We start from the raw sequence: 19065 nt of genomic DNA on the forward strand, positions 1-19065 counted from the left end.
GCCTCAGCCCTCTGACATCACCCGGCCCGGGTCCGCACTCGCGGACCCGGGCCGCGTGCGTCCGGCGCGGGGCGCGACCCACGCGATCACTGCCACACCCACCGCCGCACCCAGCGTGTTCATCACGACGTCCTGCACGGTCGAGAACCGGTCCGGCAGCACCCGCTGCACCGTCTCGATCGTCGCCGACGTCGCCAGCCCCAGCAGCACCACCGCCCACCACCGGCGCAGCCCCAGCAGCAGCCCCACCAGCACCCCGAACGGCACGAACATCACCACGTTCGCCGCGGGCTCCACCACCTCGAACCGCAGCGGGATCCCGCGCTCGTCCAGCCACCGCAGCACCGTGCGGACCACGCCCAGCGACCCCGCGTGGCTGCGTCCCGGCGTCAGCGTGACGGCTGCCACGGCTGCCAGGTAGGCCACCAGGAGCAGGACCAGGACGGGCCGGCGCAGCGTCGCGCCGGTGCCGCCCGGTGCCGCGGCGCCCGGGTGGGGGTCGCTCACGTCGCGTCCGCGGCCCAGTGCATGGCCACGTCGTACCGGTCCCAGCGCGGTGCCAGCGGGTCCTGCCCGTGGGTCGCGTTGACCAGCAGCGCGGTCTGCCGCAGCGTCAGGCCCACCAGCCGGGCGCGCTCCAGCAGCTGCCCGCCGGGGTGCGGGGTGCGCGGCCGGGGGGACGGCACGGGCCGGCGGTTCAGCTGCAGGGCCGTGCGGGTGCCCGTCAGGGCGGGGATCCCGTTGCGCGTCGCGTGCTCGAGGATCGCGGCGTGCACCGTGCGGTCCTCGATCCCCAGCGCGGCGCCGCGCTCCAGGTACGGGTCGATCAGCACGGCGTTGACCGGCAGCTCGTCGAACGCGGCCAGCGGCTCCCGCCCCGAGCCGTAGGACGTCAGGACGATCCGCCGCCCCTGCGCCCGCAGGGTGCGTAGCGCCTCCATCACCTCGTCGACGTCCGCGAGCCACGCCGAGACCCCGATCCACACCCCCGGCGGGCACTGCTCGGTCAGCAGCTGCGCGAGGCTGCCGCGCGCGGGTCCCGTGCCGGACAGCGCGGCGGAGGCGTCCCACAGCACCGGCCCCTCCGTGGGCGACGCCGCCACGATGCGGGGGATCGCGCTGTGCGCGGCCCGGGCGACGTCGACGTACCGGGTGGAGCGCGTCAGGGACAGCAGGCCCTCGGCGCGCTCGGCGTGGACGCCGTCGAGGCCCGCGGCGTGCAGCCGCACCTGCGTGCCGAACCGCTCGCCGGTCACCGCGTCCCACAGGGGGCGTCGCGAGACCTGGCCGGCGACCCAGTGGTCCTGGGCGGGCACGGTCCCGGCCGGCAGCACCAGCCGCTCGATGGCCCGCGCGGCCACGTCGGCGGACGTCGTGGCGGGGCCCTGCGCGGCGGCGACCAGCGGCCGTGGGCCCACCGCACGGCGGGTGCGGGCGCGCAGCTCGTCGAGCCGGGACCGCAGCTCGCGCGACTCGTCGGGGGAGTGCAGGGCGACGTACGCCGCGGCGGCCTCGCCGATGGCCACCACGCTGCCCGGGGCGTCGGCCCACAGGTCGAGGTCCCGGCACAGCGCGCGCTCGGCCACGTCGACGCCCCGGGCGCGGCCCGGCAGGCTGCGCGTGCTGGGGGTGTCGTAGGCCAGCGCGACCACGCTGACGACGGCGTCGTCGGGTGCGGGATGCGTGCACCCGGTGTTCAGCGCGGTGGCGGCGGGACGGTTCGTCACCGGGTCGATCGTCGACGCCAGGACGTGCTCGGCGACGAGCGCATCGTTCGACACGTCCCAGTTGGAACCTTTCATGACAGCATCCCTCCCCGGGTCTGACTGTTCACCACCGCGGTGACCTGCGCAAGAGCATGTCCACATGTCCTTACCCGAGGTCATGATGTAAGGTAACCATCCGTGACCGTCGCCCCCGCCCCGCCCGCCCCCGCGCCGTCCGTGCCGCCCGCGGCGGGCACCGCGGACCTCGCGCTCGCCGCCGAGCTCCGCGTCACGCTCGGCCGCGCCACCCGGCGCCTCAAGGCCGAGCGCGGTGACGCGGGCCTGTCCGACCCCCAGTTCAACGTGCTCGCGATCCTGCTGCGCGAGGGCCCCACCAGCCCTGGCCGGCTCGCCGAGCACGAGCGCATCGCCGCCCCCGCCATGACCCGCACGGTCGGCTGCCTCGCCGACCGCGGGCTCGTGCGCAAGCAGGAGCACCCCACCGACGGCCGCCAGGTCGTCGTCAGCCTCACCCCCGAGGGTGAGGCCGAGGTGGCGGAGACCCGCCGTCGCCGCGACGCCTGGCTGTCCGCCCGGCTCGCGGGCCTCGAGGCGGACGAGCGCGCCGTCCTCGTCCAGGCTGCCGAGATCCTCCGGAGGATCACCTCGTCGTGAGTGCCACCTTCTCCTCGCTCTCGTTCCCCAACTACCGCCTGTGGTTCGCCGGTGCCCTCGTCGCCAACGTCGGCACCTGGATGCAGCGCGTCGCGCAGGACTGGCTCGTCCTCACCGAGCTCTCGGACGAGTCGGGGGTGGCCGTCGGCATCACGACCGCCCTGCAGTTCGCCCCCACCCTGGTGCTCTCCGCCTGGGCCGGGCTGCTCGCCGACCGGTTCGACCGGCGCAAGCTGCTGGTCCTCACGCAGGTCGCCCAGGGCGTCCTCGCCGCCGGGCTCGGTGCCCTCGTACTGTCCGGCCACGCCCAGCTGTGGCAGGTCTACGCGTTCGCCGGCATGCTCGGCGTCGTCACCGCCATCGACGGCCCCGTGCGCCAGACGTTCGTCGCCGAGCTGGTGCCGGCCAAGCGCCTGTCCAACGCGGTGGGCCTCAACAGCGCGTCGTTCAACGCCGCCCGCCTGATCGGCCCCGGCCTGGCCGGCCTGCTCATCGCCGCCGTCGGCAGCGGCTGGGTGTTCGTCATCAACGCCGCCACGTTCGCCGCCACCATCGTGTCGCTGACGCTCATGCGCCGCAGCGAGCTCTACCCCATGCCGCAGGCCCCGCGCGCCAAGGGGCAGATCCGCGAGGGCATCGCCTACGTCCGCAACCGCTCCGACATCCTCGTCATCATGGTGGTCGTCGGCGTCGTGTCGACGTTCGGCCTGAACTTCCAGCTCACCAGCGCCCTGATGGCCCGCACCGAGTTCGGCCGCGGCGCGCAGGAGTACGGCATCCTCGGGTCCGTCCTGGCCATCGGGTCGCTCACCGGTGCGCTGCTGGCCGCCCGCCGGGACCGCCCTCGCGTGCGCCTGGTCATCGGCTCCGCGTTCGCGTTCGGTGTCACGACGGGCGTCATGGCGCTGATGCCCACCTACACGTCCTACGCGATCGCCTGCATCCCCGTCGGGTTCGCGTCGCTGACGATGATGACCGCCGCCAACACCAGCATCCAGATGTCCACCGACCCGCGGATGCGCGGGCGCGTCATGTCCCTCTACATGGTCGTGTTCCTCGGTGCCACGCCCGTGGGGTCGCCCATCGTCGGGTGGATCGGCGAGACGTTCGGGGCCCGGTGGTCCATCGGCGTCGGGTCCGTCTCCGCGATCCTCGTGTCCGTCGGCGCGGCCCTGTGGGCCCGCAACCGGTGGGGCGTGCAGGTGCGGTACCACGTCGCCTCCCGCCCCCACCTCGAGGTGCTGTACCCGGACGACCGGACCGGGCGGGGCCCCGACCCCGACGGCACCGGCCCCACCCCGCCGACGTCCCCGACCACCCCCGGCGGGCGCCGGGCCACGGACGCGCCCGCACGGGTCGCCGTCCAGGACGCCGCGGACGCGCAGCACGCCGCCTGAGGTCCCACGCGGCCGCGAACCCGCACGGGTGGATCCTCGGGTGAAAGGCACCCCGCGGGCGATGCCCGGTACGCCCCCTATGTGACGATCGGCGCGTGAGCACGACCAGGGCGGAGCCGGGTGGCGCGGCGGACGCCGCCGCACCGGGGCCGGGCGCAGGCGCAGCCGACGCTGCCGCGGACCGGACGGCCGACGCGGCGGTGAGCGAGCCCGCGACCGCCGGGCCGGGTGCAGGCCCGCGCCGCCACCGCCGCACCGTCGCGCGGGTCCTCGCCCTGCTCGCCGTCGTCCTGCTGCTGCTTGGGGCGTGGCTCGCGTCCCGCGTGTGGCAGGCGGTCACGGCGCTGCAGGACGCCCGCGACCTGCTCGGCGACGTCGCGCTCGGGACGGCCGTCGACGCCGCGCTGGACCCCGCGCTCACCGACGACCTCGCCGCCGTGCGCGCCGCCACCTCGCGCGCCGCCGCCGCGAGCACCGACCCCGTGTGGCGCACCGCCGAGCACCTGCCGTGGGCGGGGGAGCAGCTCGCGGCCGTCCGCGTGGTCGCCGGCTCCCTCGACGCCGTCGCCGGCCAGGTCCTGCCCGCGGTCGAGGACCTGCGTGCCCTGCTGGGCGGTGGCGTGCGCGGCCCGGACGGGCGCGTCGACGTCGAGGCCCTGGTGCCGCTGGTCGCCCGCGTCGAGGAGGCCGCCGCGACCGCGTCCGCCGCGCGCGCCGACGTCGCCGCGCTGGACCCCGACCGCCTGGTCGGCCCGCTCGCCGAGCCGGTGCGCACCACCCAGGACGCCCTCGCCCGCGTCGACGAGGAGCTGGGCCCGGCCGGACGCACCGCCGGTGTGCTGCCGGCCATGCTCGGGGTCGACGGTCCGCGCACCTACCTGGTGCTCGCGCTCAACACCGCCGAGCTGCGCGCCGCCGGCGGCATCGTCGGCACGCTCGTCGCGGTGCGGGTCGAGGACGGGCGGGTCACCCTGGCCGACCGCCGTGGCGCGCGCGACCTCGCCGGCGCCGGGCGGCTCGTGCTGCCGCTGACCGCCGAGGAGTCCGCCCTGTGGGGCGACGACCTGGGGCGGTGGGCGCAGAACGCCGTGTCCACCCCCGACTTCCCGCGCACCGCCGAGCTGGTGGTGGCGCACTGGGCGCGCGCCGGCGGAGGACCCGTGGACGGCGTGCTCGCCACCGACCCCGTCGCCGTCGCGGGGCTGGTCGGGGCGACCGGGCCCGTGCCCGACCCCGACGGCGGTGACCTCGGGGCCGACCGCCTCGCCGCGGCTCTGCTGCGCGACGCCTACGTGGCCCACCCGGAGCCCGCGGACTCCGACGACTACTTCGGTGCCGTCGTCGCCGGCATCCTCGACGCCGTCGGCGCCGGTGCCGGGGACCCGCGCGACCTGCTGGCAGCGGGCCGCGACGCGGTCGACGAGCGCCGCCTGCGGGTGTGGTCCGCGCACCCCGACGAGCAGGAGCGGCTGGTCGCGACCGTCGCCGGCGGCGCGTTCACCTCCGGCCCGTTCGCCGACCAGCCGGGGATCTTCCTCGACGACGCCACGCAGGCCAAGCTCGGCGCCTACCTCGCCACCGGCGTGACGTTCCGCGACGCGCGGTGCACCGGGCCCGACCCCGCCGTGACCGCCGTGCTGCGCCTGGAGTACCGCCCGCCCGCCGGCATCGAGGGCTTCCCGCGCTACGTCACCGGGTCACCGGGGCCCGACGTGCCCGTCGGGACGCTGCTCACGGCCGTGTCCGTGTGGTCCGCGCAGGGCGGCCCGCCGCTGGTCGTCACGCGCGACGGCGCACCGGCCACCGGCAGCACCGCCACCGCCGACGGGCGTCACGTGCAGCGCCTCGCCTCACGGCTGGCGCCCGGGCAGGTCCAGGAGGTCGCCGTCGACGTCCCGCTGCGCGACGGCGCCGTGACGCTCTGGACGACCCCGACCCTCACCCAGCCCGGCGTCGCCGCCTACCGCTGCCGCTGAGCCGGCCGTCCGCACCCGAGCCCGACGACGGCCACCGCCGTCCCGGCGCGGGGAGGGCGGCTGGCCCGCCGCCGCCCAGCAGATGCAACCACGGGGTTGCTTCGTGGTCGAGCAGGGTGCAGGCTGTCGTGCAACAGGAGAGTTGCACCAAGGAGGCTGCCATGACCGCTCACCAGACCACCGCACTCGTCGACGACACCACGTCGACCGTCTCCCGCACGGTCCGTGTCGAGGCCACGCCCGCCCGCGTGTTCGAGGTCCTCACACGCGAGGACCTCGTCGCCCGCTGGTTCGGGCAGCGCGCCTCGCTGCCGGACCTGCGCGTCGGCGGTACCGGCACCCTCGGGTGGGACGGTGAGGGCGACAGCCCGGTGCGGATCGAGGCCTACGACCCGCCGCGCCGCTTCGCCTTCGCGTGGCCCGGCTGCGGGGGCGATCTCGACCCCGCCACCGAGCTGACCGTGACCTTCACGCTCGCACCCGACGGCGACGGCACGTTGCTCACGGTCGTGGAGACGGGCTTCGACAGGCTCGGCGACGAGCGGCTGCGCCAGCTCGCGGACCACCGGGACGGCTGGACCGAGGAGCTCGACGAGCTCGTGGCGCTCGTCGCCGGCGGGGTGGCGGTGTGACGTCCGCGAGCGGCACGACGGACGTCGTCGCGGTCTGCGCCGCGCTGGGCGACGAGACCCGGTGGCGGGTCCTCACCGAGGTCGGGCGTGGCGAGGCGTCGGCGTCCGCACTGGCCGAGCGGCTCCCGGTGAGCCGCCAGGCCATCGCCAAGCACCTCGCCGTGCTGGCCGAGGTGGGGCTGGTCGAGCCCGTGCGGGCGGGGCGCGAGGTGCGGTACCGGGCGGTCGGCGCCCGCCTCGGGCTGCTCGCGCGCACGCTCGACGCCGTCGGCGCCCGCTGGGACGAGCGTCTGGCCGCGATCGCACGCCTCGCGGAGGCGCCGCCGGGGTGAGCGGGTCAGCGGGCCGACCTCGGCCCACCTCCCTGGACGATCGTCCGGGTGAATAATGCCCGTTCTGTCCGTTTCACCCGAACGAGGATGGGAATCCGCGGCGCGCGGGGCGAGGATGAGACGAAATGTCCGTTTCGACACAGGAGCCACCATGCGCGCGTTCATCCGGGTCTGTGCCGCCGCAGGCCTCGTCCTGGCCCTGACGGCGCTGGCCCCGTCGGCCACTGCCGCGACGCCCGCGCCGCCCGCCGCCGCCCAGGACGACTGCACGCGCGGCACCGACGGCTACGGCGCCGAGCTGCCGTGCGAGGTCGAGGTCGCCGTCCTGTCGCCCGTGTGCGACGGCGGCGTGCCGCGGCTGCAGTACGTCGTGCGGCCCGTGGGCACGGACCAGACCACCGTCACCGTCACCTTCGTCAACCCCACCGGTCCCGACGTCGTCCTGGCCGACCAGCCGCTGTCCGGCAGCGTGCTGTGGCCCGGCGCCGTCGTCGGCGCCGACGGCACCGGCCTCGACTGGCCCGGCTGGCGCCTCGAGAACGGCACGTGGGTCGTCGGCGACGAGTACGACTGGGTCCGCCCGTCGGTCGAGGTCCAGTTCTCGGTCAACCCGACCGCGTCCGCCGTCGTGGCCTACCCGCCGTCCAGCCCCGTCTGCCTCACGCAGCCCGAGCGTGCCGACGTGCTGTCCGCCGGGGTCGAGCCCGCGGCCGTCGGCACGCAGGCCGCGCCCGCCGAGCGGGCCGAGGTGCTGTCCGCGACCGGCTCGTCCGCCGGGCCGATCGCGCTGATCGGCGCCGGGCTCGTGCTGGCCGGGGTCGCCGGGGTGCTCGCCGCACGTCGCCGCCGCGCCTGACGCCGTACCGCAGGCCGCGCGACGTCCGACGGCCCGACGCACGCAGGGCCCGGCACCGCGAGGTGCCGGGCCCTGCTGCGTGCGTGCGGGCGTCGTCAGACCAGCTGCTCGACCACGTGGTCGATGCACGCGGTGAGCGCCAGGACGTCGTCGGGCTCGACCGCCGGGTACATGCCCACCCGCAGCTGGTTGCGGCCCAGCTTGCGGTAGGGCTCGATGTCGACCACCCCGTGGCGGCGCAGCACCGCCGTCACGGTCGACGCCTCGACCTCCGGGGCCAGGTCGACCGTGCCGACCACGGGGGAGCGCAGCGCCGGGTCCGCGACGAACGGCGCGGCCCAGTCGCGGCTCTCCGCCCAGGAGTACAGGTGCCCGGCCGACGTCGCGGTGCGCTGCGCGGCCCACGCCAGGCCGCCCTGCTCGAGCATCCAGTCGATCTGCTCGGCCAGCAGCACCAGGGTCGCCACGGCCGGGGTGTTGAGGGTCTGGTCGGCGCGCGAGTTCGTGACCGCCGTCGTGAACGACAGGGACTCCGGCACCCAGCGGTCGCCGCCCTCGACGCGGGCGGCCCGCTCGACCGCGGCCGGGGACGCCAGCGCGAGCCACAGCCCGCCGTCCGAGGCGAACGACTTCTGCGGGGCGAAGTAGTAGACGTCGGTCTGGGACACGTCGAGGGTCGTGCCACCCGCTGCCGACGTGCCGTCGACGAGCATCAGCGCGTCGCGCGAGCCCGCGACGCGGCGCACCGGCGCGATCACGCCCGTCGAGGTCTCGTTGTGGGGCCACGCGTACGCGTCGACGCCGTCGACGTGCTCCGGCACCGCGACCTGCCCCGCGGGCGCGCTCACCACGTGCGACGGCGCCAGGAACGGCGCACGCGTGGTGGCCGCGGCGAACTTGGCACCGAACTCCCCGAACCGCGCGTGCGCGGCGCGCTCCTGCACCAGGCACAGCGTCGCGACGTCCCAGAAGGTGGTCGACCCGCCGTTGCCCAGCACGACCTCGTAGCCGTCGGGCGCGTCGAACAGGGCGGCCAGGCCGGCGCGCACCCGACCCACCAGGCTGCGCACCGGCGCCTGCCGGTGCGACGTGCCCAGCAGCGTGGTGCCCACGGCGGCCAGTGCGTCGACCTGCTCGCGTCGCACCTTGGACGGGCCGGAGCCGAACCGCCCGTCCCGGGGCAGCAGGTCGGCGGGGATCGTCAGGTGGCTCAGGGCGTCGGCGTCGGGCACCCGTCGAGGATATCGACGCGCGCTGCGCACGGGCAGGCCCGTCCGTGCGCGAGGCGCCGACTACCCTGGACCGCAGCACGCGGCACGGGGTCCCGGGCCGCCGGACGCGACGTGGGAGGCCGAGCGGTGAGCGACCTGATCGACACGACCGAGATGTATCTCAAGACGATCTACGAGCTCACCGAGGAAGGCATCACCCCCCTGCGCGCCCGGATCGCCGAGCGCCTCGGGCACTCGGGTCCCACCGTGTCGCAGACCGTCGCCCGCATGGAGCGCGACGGCCTGGTCGTCGTCACCGGCGACCGGCACCTGGAGCTGACCCCCGACGGGCTGGCCAAGGCCGTGCGGGTCATGCGCAAGCACCGCCTGGCCGAGCGTCTGCTCACCGACGTCATCGGCCTGGACTGGCCGCACGTCCACGAGGAGGCGTGCCGCTGGGAGCACGTCATGAGCGAGCGGGTCGAGAAGCGCCTGGCCGCCCTGCTGGACCACCCGCACTTCGACCCGTACGGCAACCCCATCCCCGGCCTGGACGAGATCGGCGAGGAGCGCACGCCCGTGCGGTTCCTCGACGGCGTGGTGCCGCTGACCGCCCTCGGCGCGGCCGCCGACGGCACCGCGGTGATCGCGCGCATCGCCGAGCCCCTGCAGGTCGACGTCGAGCTGCTGGTCCGGCTGGCCGAGGCCGGCGTCGTGCCGGGGGCCGAGGTGAGCGTCGAGCGGACCACCGGGGTGGTCACCGTCGGCGTGGCGGGCTCCGGGACCGTGCTCGACCTGCCGTACGACGTGGCGCGGCACATCTTCGTCGGGGCCTGAGCGGACCCGCCCGGACCGCCGGGACGGGCGGCGCCCGGGACCGAGGTCCCGGTCGTGGCGCCCGGTCGACGGGCGTCCGTGACCGCGGCCGCGGTTGTCCGAACGTGTCCGGTCTCCGGTCGGCGGCCCGGTTCGTCCGGTCGCCAACGGCGTGTCGACGGCGTGTCGCGATGTCCGCCGGACATCCCCGGACGCCCGTCCAAGATCTCTTCGAGATCTTCGTGACCAGAGCGTGACAATCCCGCAGAGCGTCATGTACGTTCGTCCTGCTTCTCGGAACCCTCCTCCGTGGGAGCCCTCGAGCGGAACGCCGAACCCTGCCGCCGCTCGCAGGTCCGTACGACTCGCCGGCAGGGGCGGGGGAACCACTTCTGGGCACCGGTCACGGTGTCCTTGGGGTGAAGCCGGGACGACGGCACGACAGCAGGGCACCACGGTGCGCAGCAGGTCGTGACGGAAGACCGGCCGGGTGATCTCCCACCCGAACCCGACAGCTCACCTCGTAGGCGCCAGGAGAGGCACGACCTTGTCCGATTGCATCAACCAGGCGCGTCACCGCGCCGCACGGCGCCCCTCGACGCCGCTGACCGAGCTGGCGAACGCCGCGTCCGAGCAGATGGGCACCGTCGGTCGACGGACGGCCGTCGTCGCCGCGTCGTCCGGGCTCATGGTCTCCATGATCGCTGTGCCGTCCTACGCGACGGACCGTGCCGACACCCCGGCGCTGGCCGCGGTCGACACCGCCGCCCTCACGGCGTCGGCGCGCGCCGTCCTCAACACCTCGCCCGTGGTCGCCTCGCCCGCCGAGGCCGTCTTCACGGTCGACGCCCCGGTGATCGTGGCCGAGAAGCCCGCGCCGCCGCCGGAGCCCGAGCCGGAGCCCGTGCGGACCCGCTCCACCGCTCGCACCGCCGAGCGCGCCGCGACGACGGAGACCACGCAGGCGCCCGCCAGCAACCCGGTCCCGCAGTCGGTGTCCGGCAACGCGGTCCTCGAGATCGCCGCCCGCTACGTGGGCGTCCCCTACGTCTCCGGCGGGTCGACGCCCGACGGGTTCGACTGCTCCGGGTTCACGTCGTACGTCTACGCCCAGCTCGGCATCTCGCTGCCGCGCACGTCGTCGGCCCAGCGCAACGCGGGCACCGTCGTGTCCCGTGCGGACGCCCAGCCGGGTGACCTGATCTGGAGCCCCGGGCACATCGGCATCTACGCCGGCGGCAACCAGATGATCGACGCGCCGCGCCCCGGCAAGACGGTCCAGTTCCGCAACATCTGGCAGAGCAACCCCACCTTCATCCGGGTCGGCTGAGCCGCTCCGATGCCGCGAGGCCCCGACGACGTCCACGTCGTCGGGGCCTCGTCGTCTCTGCGTGACACCCCGGTCGCCTGCACGACCGCCCGCACCGCTGCGGGAATTGGACGTGCGCGTACCCTGGTCGCGCATCCACGCTGTTCCCTCTCGTCCCGGGCCGGCAGCCAGCCGGTCCGACCCTCGAGGTCAGGAGTGCACCGTGCTGACGAGCGACCAGGCCACCCACCCCGATGCCGGACGCGCCCCGGTGCCGGCGCGCGCGCTCCTGCTCAACGCCAGCGGTGAACCGCTGTGCATCGTCAGCCTCCACCGCGCGGTCCTGCTGGTCATGAGCGGCAAGGCGACGGTGCTGGAGTCCGACGGCCGTGTGCTGCACTCCAGCCATCTGCAGATGCCGGTGCCCGTGGTGCTGGTCCTCACGCGGTACGTCCACGTCCCCGTCCGCCGGCCCGTGCCGCCGACCCGGCGCACCGTGCTGCAGCGTGACGACCACCGGTGCGCGTACTGCGGCGGCGGCGCCGACACGGTCGACCACGTCCACCCGCGCTCGCGCGGCGGGCGGCACGAGTGGACCAACGTCGTGGCGGCGTGCGTGCGCTGCAACCACCGCAAGGCGGACCGCACGCTCCACGAGCTCGGCTGGGAGCTGCCGTTCCGGCCCCGTGCGCCGCGCTGGTCGGTCACGGTCGGCGGTGCCGCCGGCCGGGCCGACCCGGCGTGGTCCCCGTACCTCGTGGCCTGACGCCCGGGCGCCGACGCGGGAGGGGCGCCGAGGGCGCCCGCGGTGCGCACGGCGTGTCGTCGCGTACCGCCAGGTGGTTGCGGGCCGCCCACCAGGCGGTTCTCTGCGGTCCCCGCGCGCTGCTGTGCCACGATGGCTGACAACCGGACTGCGGCGCGACGGTGCGCGGCACGCGATGCGGAGGTCGGCATGGCACGCGAGCACGAGATCCTCGTGGGGGTGGACGGGTCCAGCGCCAGCCTGCACGCCCTGGACTGGGCCGCGGCGGAGGCCCGGACCCGCGGGGCCGGGCTCCAGGTGGTCGTGGCCTACTCGCTGCCGACGTTCACGGCCGCCTCCCTCGACGGCGGGTACGCCGCGCTCGACGACGAGACGATCCGCGCCGGCGCGCAGGCGGTGCTCGACGAGGCGGTCGGACGGCTGCACGACCCGGGCGTGCTGGTGCAGGGCCGCGTCCTGACGGGGGACGCCGCCGGGGTGCTGGTCGAGGAGTCGCGCGACGTCGAGCTCGCCGTCGTCGGCACGCGCGGCCGCGGCGGGTTCGCCGACCGGCTGCTCGGCACGGTCTCCTCGGCCCTGCCGGCGCACGGCTGGTGCCCCACGGTCGTCGTGCCCCTGCGCGGCGAGGACGGCCACCCGCTGGCGGAGGGCGAGACCGCGCCCCTGCGGCCCGTGCGCCGCATCGTGGTGGGGGTCGACGGATCACCCCCGGCCGAGCGCGCGCTGCGCGCCGCGCTGCGTGAGGCGGTGGTCTGGGACGCGGACGTCTTCGCGGTCTCCGGCGTCCCGATCGCCTCCATGACCGGCGCGCTGGCGTGGCTGCCCTCCGCGGTGGACCACGAGCAGGTCCTCAAGGACGTGGCCGAGGGGCTCGACGTCGTCGTCGACCGTGCGGTGGCCGAGATCCCCGGCGCGCGCGTGCACCGGCGGGTGCTCGACGGCACCGGCGCCGAGCTGCTCACCGAGTTCTCGGCGGCCACGGACCTGGTGGTCGTCGGGTCCCGCGGCCGCGGCGGCTTCGCCGGCCTTCTCCTCGGCTCCACGAGCCAGGCGGTCCTGCACCACGCCCGCTGCCCCGTCATGGTCGTCACCACCCGCGGCGACGACGTCACCCGCCCCTGACCCCTCCGCACCGCGCACGGCGGGCACCTCGCGAGGGGGGCGTGCACGGATGTGCACGAGGCGGGGCATTTGGTGCCACCATTTGCGACGGAAACCCTCAGGTCGGACGCTGCACATGCCGATGGAGTCGTGTTGGAGCGACCACGCCTACGGGGGGGACCGATGAGCGGACGGCAGGAGAACGGCGCGCGCCCGGACGACGCCGGAGCGCGGACGTCCGCGTCCGCGCGTGCCGCGGCGGCGAAGGACACGTCCGCCGCCGCCCGGACGGACGTCGCGGACGCGCCCGCCGGTGGGCTCCCCACCCAGGGCGGGCACGCGGTCTCCGGGCCCGTCCCGGTCGTGCCGGCGCCGGGTGGTCCGACGTCGGCAGGGGGGCGCGGCGAGACGCCCACGCCCGGGCCTGCGGCGGTGCCGACGAGCCCGGACCGCCTCACCGTCGTCCCGACGCAGCCGGGCGTGCCGACGCACTCCGCGAGCGTGCCGGTCGTGCCTACGTCCGTCGACGCCGCGTCCGTCGTCGCCGCGCCGACCGTCCCCGACCACGCCGTCCCCGACCACGCCGCCCCGGAGCCCGTCGCCGCCGAGCCCGCGCCGCAGCCGCGGGCCGCGGCGCGTCCGCACGGGCGTCGGATCGTCGCGCTGCTGACCGCCGCCGGGGTCCTCGTCTCCGCCGGCGGGGTGTGGGCCGTGCAGCAGGACCGCGCGGCGCGCGCGGACGCGCACCGCGCCGCACAGAGCCGCGTCGAGGCCGTCCGTGTCGCGCTCGCGCCGGAGCTCACAGCGCCGCGCCCGGAGGGTCTCGTCGCCGGGACCGCGGTCGCCGGGGCGCTGCGCGCCGACGCGGGCGCCGTCGGCCGTGCCGCGGTCGAGCGCGCGAACGCCACCCTGGCGGTGTCGGCGCAGGCCGGTGACGGCCCGCGGGGCGCCCTGCAGACCGCCGTCGGCGGGGCCGCCGCCGCCCTCGACGCCCCCGCCGTCTCCCTCACGACGCTGCGGACCACCACCGCCGCGCTCGCCGCGCCGCAGCAGGCCGTCGTCGACGCGCAGGCCGCGTGGCAGGCCGCCGAGGACGCCCGCATCGCCGCCGAGCGGGCCGCGGCCGAGGCCGCCGCCGCGCAGGCGGCCGCCGCCCGCGCCGGCAGCCGGACCACCACCGCCAAGGGGAGCAGCGCCGGCAGCACCCGGCGCTCGACCGGCACGGCGCCGAGCGGCGGGACGTCCGGTGGCGCCCCCGCCGCCGCGGCGGAGGCACCCGCCGCGGTCGGCCTGCCCACCGCCGGCTCGGAGGCCTCGGCCGGGGCGGTCGGCGAGGCCCTCAACGCCCACCGCGCCGCCAACGGCCTGGGTGCGCTGTCGATCGTGCGCTCCGGCGCCCGCGTCGAGCACGCGATGCAGATGGCCGCCTCGAACAGCATCTGGCACTCCGGCACCCGCGCGGGCTCGCCCAAGGCGCGCCCGGAGATCGTCGGGCGCGTCAGCCCGGGCAACGCCACGCGCATGATCGCGGCGTACGCCGGGTCCAGCGGGCACAACCAGCAGATGCTGGGCGGCTACTCAACCGCGTACATCGGCGCGGTGTCGTACGACGGCTGGCTCTACACCTCGATCACGTTCGGCTGACCGGCCACGGCACCACCGGCCGTCACGGCGTGGTGAGCGCCGTCTCCAGGTGGTCGAGCGCCGCGTCGAGGTCCGCCGGGTCGACCGTCAGCGGCGGGGCGAGCCGGATGGTGCCGCCGTGCGTGTCCTTGGCCAGCACGCCGCGAGCCAGCAGGCGTTCGCACAGCTCGCGTCCGCTGGCAGGGGCGCCCGGCACGGACGGGGCGATGTCGATGCCCGCCCACAGCCCGATCGTCCGGACTCCGGTGAGCAGCCCGTCGTCCATGAGGCCGGCGAGCCGGTCGCCCACGTGCTCACCGAGGGTGCGGGCGCGCGCCTGCAGCGTGCCGGGCGTCAGCAGGTCCACGACGGCCAGCGCCACCGCGCAGGCCAGCGGGTTGCCGCCGAACGTCGACCCGTGCGTCCCGGCGGTCAGCACCTCGAGCACGTCGGACCGGCCCACGACCGCGGAGACGGGCACGATCCCGCCGCCGAGCGCCTTGCCGAGCGTCACCAGGTCGGGCCGCACGTCGAACCGCTCGCACGCGAGCGTCGCACCCGCCCGCCCCAGCCCGGACTGGATCTCGTCGGCGACGAGCAGGACACCGGCCTCGTCGCACACCCGGCGCACCGCCGGCAGGTAGTCCACCGGCGGCACGACGACGCCCTGCTCGCCCTGCACCGGCTCGAGCAGCACCGCGACCGTCGTCTCGTCGACCGCCGCGGCCAGCGCCCGCGCGTCGCCGTACGGCACGCTGACGAACCCGGGCGTGAACGGCCCGAACCCGCGACGCGCGTCCGGGTCGGAGGAGAACGACACGATCGTGGTCGTCCGCCCGTGGAAGTTGCCGTCGGCGACGACGACCGTCGCGCGGTCCGCGGGCACGCCGCGCACCTCGTACCCCCACTTGCGGGACGCCTTGATCGCGGTCTCGACCGCCTCGGCGCCGGTGTTCATGGGCAGCACCAGGTGCGAGCGGCCGGTCAGCAGCGGCCCGACCAGCCCGACGAGCGCCTGGGCGAACGGCTCGAGCAGCTCGTGGTCGAAAGCCCGTGACGTGAGCGTCAGCCGGTCGAGCTGCGCGTGCGCCGCGGCCACCAGCGCCGGGTGCCGGTGCCCGAAGCTGAGGGCCGAGTACCCCGCCAGCAGGTCGAGGTACCGCCGCCCGCCGGTGTCCGTGACCCACGCCCCCTCGCCCGTCGTCAGCGTGACCGGCAGCGGGTGGTAGTTCGGCGCGAGCGCGGACGTCCCGACGGGCCGCGCGGTCACCGCCGGATCTCCAGGGTGCAGCACTTGGCCCCGCCGCCGCCCTTGAGCAGCTCGGAGGTGTCGACGGGCACGGGCGTGTACCCGCGCTCGCGCAGCGCGTCGGCCAGGTGCGTGGCGCGCGGCGCCACCACCACGTGCAGGCCGTCGGACACCGCGTTGAGGCCCAGCGCGGCGGCGTCCTCGTCCGTGGCGACGACGGCGTCGGGGAACAGCGAGCGCAGCACCTCGCGGGAGCCGGGGGAGAACGCCGGCGGGTAGTACGCGATCTGCGGGTCCGCCGGGTCCGACGACAGCACGGCCAGCGCGGTGTCCAGGTGGTAGTAGCGCGCGTCGACCAGCTCCAGGGAGATCACCGGGCGACCGAACAGCTCCTGCGCCTCGGCGTGCGCGGCGCGCTCGGTGCGGAACCCGGTGCCGGCCAGCACCATGTCACCGGCGACGAGCATGTCGCCCTCGCCCTCGTTGACCTGCGCCGCGGTGTGGGTGAGGTAGCCGCGGTCGGCGAACCACTTCTCGTACGCGGGGCCCTCGGCCTGCCGCTCGGGGTACCGGAACCGCGCGGAGTACACGACGCCGCCGACGACGGTCGCCCCGTTGGCCGCGTACACCATGTCCGGGAGCCCAGGGAGCGGCTCGATGGTGTCGACCGTGTGGCCGAGGTCCAGGTACGTGTCACGCAGCGTGCGCCACTGCCGCACCGCCAGGTCCGTGTCGGTGGCCCGCGTGCGGTCCATCCACGGGTTGATCTCGTACGCCACCGTGTAGTGCGTGGGCTCGCACATCAGGTAGTGGCGGGGGGTGGCGCCGGGCGCGTGCGCGGTCATGGGTCTCCTCGCGGGACGGGGACCGCAGGGGGTGGGCGGCCCGTGACGAAGCGTACGAGTCCCGGGGCCGGTGGGGCCGCTGCGCGCTCCGGCGCGGCACCGCGCCGGAGCCGTCCCGCCCCGGCCGCGGCTCAGGCCGTCGTCAGGTCCGCCGCGGCCCGCCGCAGCACCAGCCGCAGCATCGCCCGCAGCGGGGGAGCGGTCAGCCGTGCCGTCCACGCCGCGGGCAGCGGGCCGGCGAGCGGGACGTGCTCCGACCACGTCACCCGGCACGTCGTGGGCGACGTGGGGAGCACGACGATCGACGCCGTCCCGCGCAGCAGCGGACCGTGCTTGGTGAACACGGCCTCGCCCGCGGCATCCCCCGCCGCGTCGCCCGGCGGGACGTACCGCGTGATGACCATCCGGTCGACCAGGCCGGGCGCGCCGCGTGCCGCTCCGGGTCCGGAGATGCCGACCACGTGCGACCCGAGGCGCGGCGGTCCGTCGGTGAGCACGCGCGTCATCGGGATCCACCGGCCGTGCCGGCGGGCGTCCGTCAGCGCCCGCCACGCGACGTCCGCCGGGACCGGCAGCGCACGGGTCACGACGGCCGTTGCGGCGTGCATGCGGGACGTCATCCGCCGATCCTCCCGCGGGGTAGCGTCTGGCGCATGCAGACGCGAGTGCTCGGACGGACGGGTCGTGAGGTCGGGGTCGTGGGGCTGGGCTGCTGGCAGCTCGGCGGGGACTGGGGCGTCGTCGCCGACGACACGGCCCTGAGCGTCCTGGAGGCGGCCGTGGACGCGGGCGTGACGTTCCTCGACACCGCCGACGTGTACGGCGACGGCCGCTCGGAGCGGGCCATCGGCCAGTTCCTCGCGTCGCGGCCGGACGTGGCCGAGCGCGTCACCGTCGCGACCAAGATGGGCCGGCGCGCCGACCCGCACGAGCCTGCCGCGTACACGTACGAGAACTTCTGCCGCTGGACGGACCGCAGCCGCCAGAACCTGCGCACCGACACCCTCGACCTGGTGCAGCTGCACTGCCCGCCCACGCCGGTGTTCCGCACCGAGGCCGTGTACGACGCGCTCGACCGGATCGTCGAGGACGGCCGCGCCGCCGCCTACGGCGTCTCGGTGGAGACGGTCGACGAGGCGCTCGCGGCCATCGAGCGGCCCCACGTCGCGAGCGTGCAGATCATCCTCAACGTCTTCCGTCGCAAGCCGCTGGAGCAGGTGCTGCCCGCGGCCGTCGAGGCGGGCATCGGCATCATCGCCCGCGTCCCGCTGGCGTCCGGCCTGCTGACGGGCCGGTACGACGAGAGCACGCAGTTCGCGGCCGACGACCACCGCACGTACAACCGCAACGGCGAGGCGTTCGACGTCGGCGAGACGTTCGCGGGCGTCCCCTACGAGGTGGGTGTCGCCGCCGCGCGCGAGGTCGCCGCGATCACGCCGTCCGGCATGACGACGGCCCAGCTGGCGCTCAAGTGGATCACGCAGCAGCCCGGCGTCTCCGTCGTCATCCCCGGCGCGCGCACGCCCGGGCAGGCGCAGGCCAACGCCGCCACCGACGCGTTCCCGGACCTGGACGACAGCACGATGGCAGCCCTGGAGCGGGTCTACGACGACAGCGTCCGCCCCCACGTCCACGACCGCTGGTAGGCGGCAGGGCGTGACCGTCGCGCCCCGTGCGTGACGGTCACGGTCGGACGGGCGGCAGCGACTCCACCAGGTGCGCGGTGTGGCGACGCATCGTCCGACGGTGCCCTCAGCTGGAGCGCGGCAGTCCTCGCCGCCGCCCCCGGCGGGTGGTCGCAGCCGGTGCGTCCGCAGGCCCGGTCGGGTCGACCGGGTGCGCGGCGCTGGTCGGGGCCGGCCACAGCTCCGGCGGGGTGCCCGGCGGCAGTCCCCAGCCCGGTGCGGACACGGCCGCCGCGACGATGACCTGCGGGAACGTCTGGGGCGGCGGCCCGAAGGCCGTGCGGGCGCCCTTGACGACCGTCTGACCCAGGGCGCGGCCGCCGGCCACGCCGATCGCGGCGCCGATGCCGTAGGGGGCCAGCCGGCCCAGGGCGAGGCCGCCGAACCGCGCGGCCTGCGTGCGCACCAGGCGGCGGGTGAGCTGGTTGTTGACCTTCTTGACGGTGCTCATCGGCATGCGGGTCAGCAGCACCCGCCCGACGCGCAGCGTCGCGATCTCCGTGGCGTCGCTGACGGCCTTCGCGCCGGACTCGCCCAGCAGCGTGGCCAGCAGCAGGGCCTTGCGGCGCTCGGTGTCCGCCACCTCGATGCCGTGCACCGACGCGACGGCCAGGGAGAACGCGGCCGACGCCCCGAAGAACGTCGCGACGTCGCTGACGGTCAGCGCGGTGGCAAGGCCGGTGCCGACGATCGGTGCGGCCGCGGCGGCCCCCACGGCGCCGCCGGTGCCGGCGACGACCATCAGGTACTCCTTCTCCAGGAGCCTGACGACCTGGTCCGGCCCGGCGCCGGGGTTACGACGTCGCAGGTTCTCGACGTGCGCGTGGATCGTCGCCGACGGGATCGTCACCGCCTTCTCGAGGGCGGACTGCAGCAGGTGCGGCAT

At 76.0% G+C, this 19065-nt stretch carries 19 protein-coding genes and 1 riboswitch; of the genes, 12 read left to right on the forward strand and 7 right to left on the reverse strand.

Going from position 1 to position 19065, the window contains the following annotated elements:
• Positions 1–3: 3 nt before the first annotated feature.
• Positions 4–507 (reverse strand): VanZ family protein, encoded by a 504-nt coding sequence (locus tag KG103_RS04040; RefSeq protein WP_249670793.1) that lies wholly within the window; start codon positions 505–507, stop codon positions 4–6.
• Positions 504–1802 (reverse strand): EAL domain-containing protein, encoded by a 1299-nt coding sequence (locus tag KG103_RS04045; RefSeq protein ID WP_207340572.1) that lies wholly within the window; start codon positions 1800–1802, stop codon positions 504–506. Before KG103_RS04045 ends, KG103_RS04040 begins: the two co-directional genes overlap by 4 nt.
• Positions 1803–1904: 102 nt before the next feature.
• Between KG103_RS04045 and KG103_RS04050 the strand changes: the two genes are divergently transcribed.
• From KG103_RS04050 to KG103_RS04075, 6 genes are all read left to right on the forward strand, one after another.
• Complete coding sequence (locus tag KG103_RS04050) at positions 1905–2381, forward strand: MarR family winged helix-turn-helix transcriptional regulator (protein WP_249670794.1); 477 nt, start codon at positions 1905–1907, stop codon at positions 2379–2381.
• Positions 2378–3778, forward strand: a complete 1401-nt coding sequence (locus KG103_RS04055; RefSeq protein WP_207340573.1) for an MFS transporter — start codon at positions 2378–2380, stop codon at positions 3776–3778. The genes KG103_RS04050 and KG103_RS04055 overlap by 4 nt, the downstream gene beginning before the upstream one ends.
• A 95-nt stretch (positions 3779–3873) precedes the next feature.
• A complete protein-coding gene (locus tag KG103_RS04060; protein WP_207340574.1) occupies positions 3874–5754 on the forward strand; it encodes a DUF4012 domain-containing protein in 1881 nt (626 codons plus the stop codon).
• Between the two features lie 161 nt (positions 5755–5915).
• Positions 5916–6386, forward strand: a complete 471-nt coding sequence (locus KG103_RS04065; protein ID WP_207340575.1) for an SRPBCC domain-containing protein — start codon at positions 5916–5918, stop codon at positions 6384–6386.
• Positions 6383–6718 (forward strand): ArsR/SmtB family transcription factor, encoded by a 336-nt coding sequence (locus KG103_RS04070; protein WP_207340576.1) that lies wholly within the window; start codon positions 6383–6385, stop codon positions 6716–6718. The genes KG103_RS04065 and KG103_RS04070 overlap by 4 nt, the downstream gene beginning before the upstream one ends.
• Before the next feature lie 151 nt (positions 6719–6869).
• A complete protein-coding gene (locus KG103_RS04075) occupies positions 6870–7574 on the forward strand; it encodes an LPXTG cell wall anchor domain-containing protein (RefSeq protein ID WP_207340577.1) in 705 nt (234 codons plus the stop codon).
• 95 nt (positions 7575–7669) lie between these two features.
• On the opposite strand, the gene serC is transcribed toward KG103_RS04075, so the two are convergent.
• On the reverse strand, positions 7670–8806 hold the full coding sequence (gene serC / locus KG103_RS04080) for a phosphoserine transaminase (protein WP_249670795.1): 1137 nt from the start codon (positions 8804–8806) through the stop codon (positions 7670–7672).
• A gap of 126 nt (positions 8807–8932) precedes the next feature.
• Here serC and KG103_RS04085 point away from each other — a divergent pair, with 126 nt between their 5' ends.
• The 5 genes from KG103_RS04085 to KG103_RS04105 all read left to right on the forward strand — a co-directional run bounded on the left by KG103_RS04085 (position 8933) and on the right by KG103_RS04105 (position 14421).
• Positions 8933–9622 (forward strand): metal-dependent transcriptional regulator, encoded by a 690-nt coding sequence (locus tag KG103_RS04085; RefSeq protein WP_207340578.1) that lies wholly within the window; start codon positions 8933–8935, stop codon positions 9620–9622.
• A gap of 298 nt (positions 9623–9920) precedes the next feature.
• Positions 9921–10145, forward strand: a riboswitch (cyclic di-AMP (ydaO/yuaA leader).
• Positions 10146–10148: 3 nt separating this feature from the next.
• The gene (locus tag KG103_RS04090) at positions 10149–10931 is read left to right on the forward strand and encodes a C40 family peptidase (protein ID WP_207340579.1); all 783 of its coding nucleotides are present in this window, start codon (positions 10149–10151) and stop codon (positions 10929–10931) included.
• 205 nt (positions 10932–11136) lie between these two features.
• The gene (locus KG103_RS04095) at positions 11137–11676 is read left to right on the forward strand and encodes an HNH endonuclease (protein WP_207800810.1); all 540 of its coding nucleotides are present in this window, start codon (positions 11137–11139) and stop codon (positions 11674–11676) included.
• A 189-nt stretch (positions 11677–11865) separates the two neighbouring features.
• Positions 11866–12798 carry a universal stress protein gene (locus KG103_RS04100; protein ID WP_207340581.1) on the forward strand — a complete coding sequence of 311 codons (933 nt, stop codon included), beginning with the start codon at positions 11866–11868 and terminating at the stop codon, positions 12796–12798.
• Positions 12799–12960: 162 nt separating this feature from the next.
• Complete coding sequence (locus KG103_RS04105) at positions 12961–14421, forward strand: CAP domain-containing protein (RefSeq protein WP_207340582.1); 1461 nt, start codon at positions 12961–12963, stop codon at positions 14419–14421.
• Between the two features lie 22 nt (positions 14422–14443).
• Here the strand turns inward: KG103_RS04105 and rocD are convergent, their stop codons facing one another.
• From rocD to KG103_RS04120, 3 genes are all read right to left on the reverse strand, one after another.
• Positions 14444–15670: an ornithine--oxo-acid transaminase gene (gene rocD, locus KG103_RS04110; protein WP_207340583.1), complete on the reverse strand. Its 1227-nt coding sequence runs from the start codon at positions 15668–15670 to the stop codon at positions 14444–14446.
• Entirely contained in the window at positions 15667–16494 is an 828-nt protein-coding gene (gene ddaH, locus KG103_RS04115; protein ID WP_207340584.1) for a dimethylargininase, read from the reverse strand. The genes rocD and ddaH overlap by 4 nt, the downstream gene beginning before the upstream one ends.
• A 131-nt stretch (positions 16495–16625) precedes the next feature.
• Positions 16626–17114: an SRPBCC family protein gene (locus KG103_RS04120; protein WP_207340585.1), complete on the reverse strand. Its 489-nt coding sequence runs from the start codon at positions 17112–17114 to the stop codon at positions 16626–16628.
• A 33-nt stretch (positions 17115–17147) separates the two neighbouring features.
• On the opposite strand from KG103_RS04120, the gene KG103_RS04125 reads away from it, so the two are divergent.
• A complete protein-coding gene (locus tag KG103_RS04125; RefSeq protein WP_207340586.1) occupies positions 17148–18140 on the forward strand; it encodes an aldo/keto reductase in 993 nt (330 codons plus the stop codon).
• A gap of 106 nt (positions 18141–18246) precedes the next feature.
• On the opposite strand, the gene KG103_RS04130 is transcribed toward KG103_RS04125, so the two are convergent.
• The gene (locus KG103_RS04130) at positions 18247–19065 is read right to left on the reverse strand and encodes a hypothetical protein (RefSeq protein WP_207340587.1); all 819 of its coding nucleotides are present in this window, start codon (positions 19063–19065) and stop codon (positions 18247–18249) included.

Origin of the sequence: Cellulomonas wangleii (assembly GCF_018388445.1) — a bacterium.
GTDB classification, from domain to species: domain Bacteria; phylum Actinomycetota; class Actinomycetes; order Actinomycetales; family Cellulomonadaceae; genus Cellulomonas; species Cellulomonas wangleii.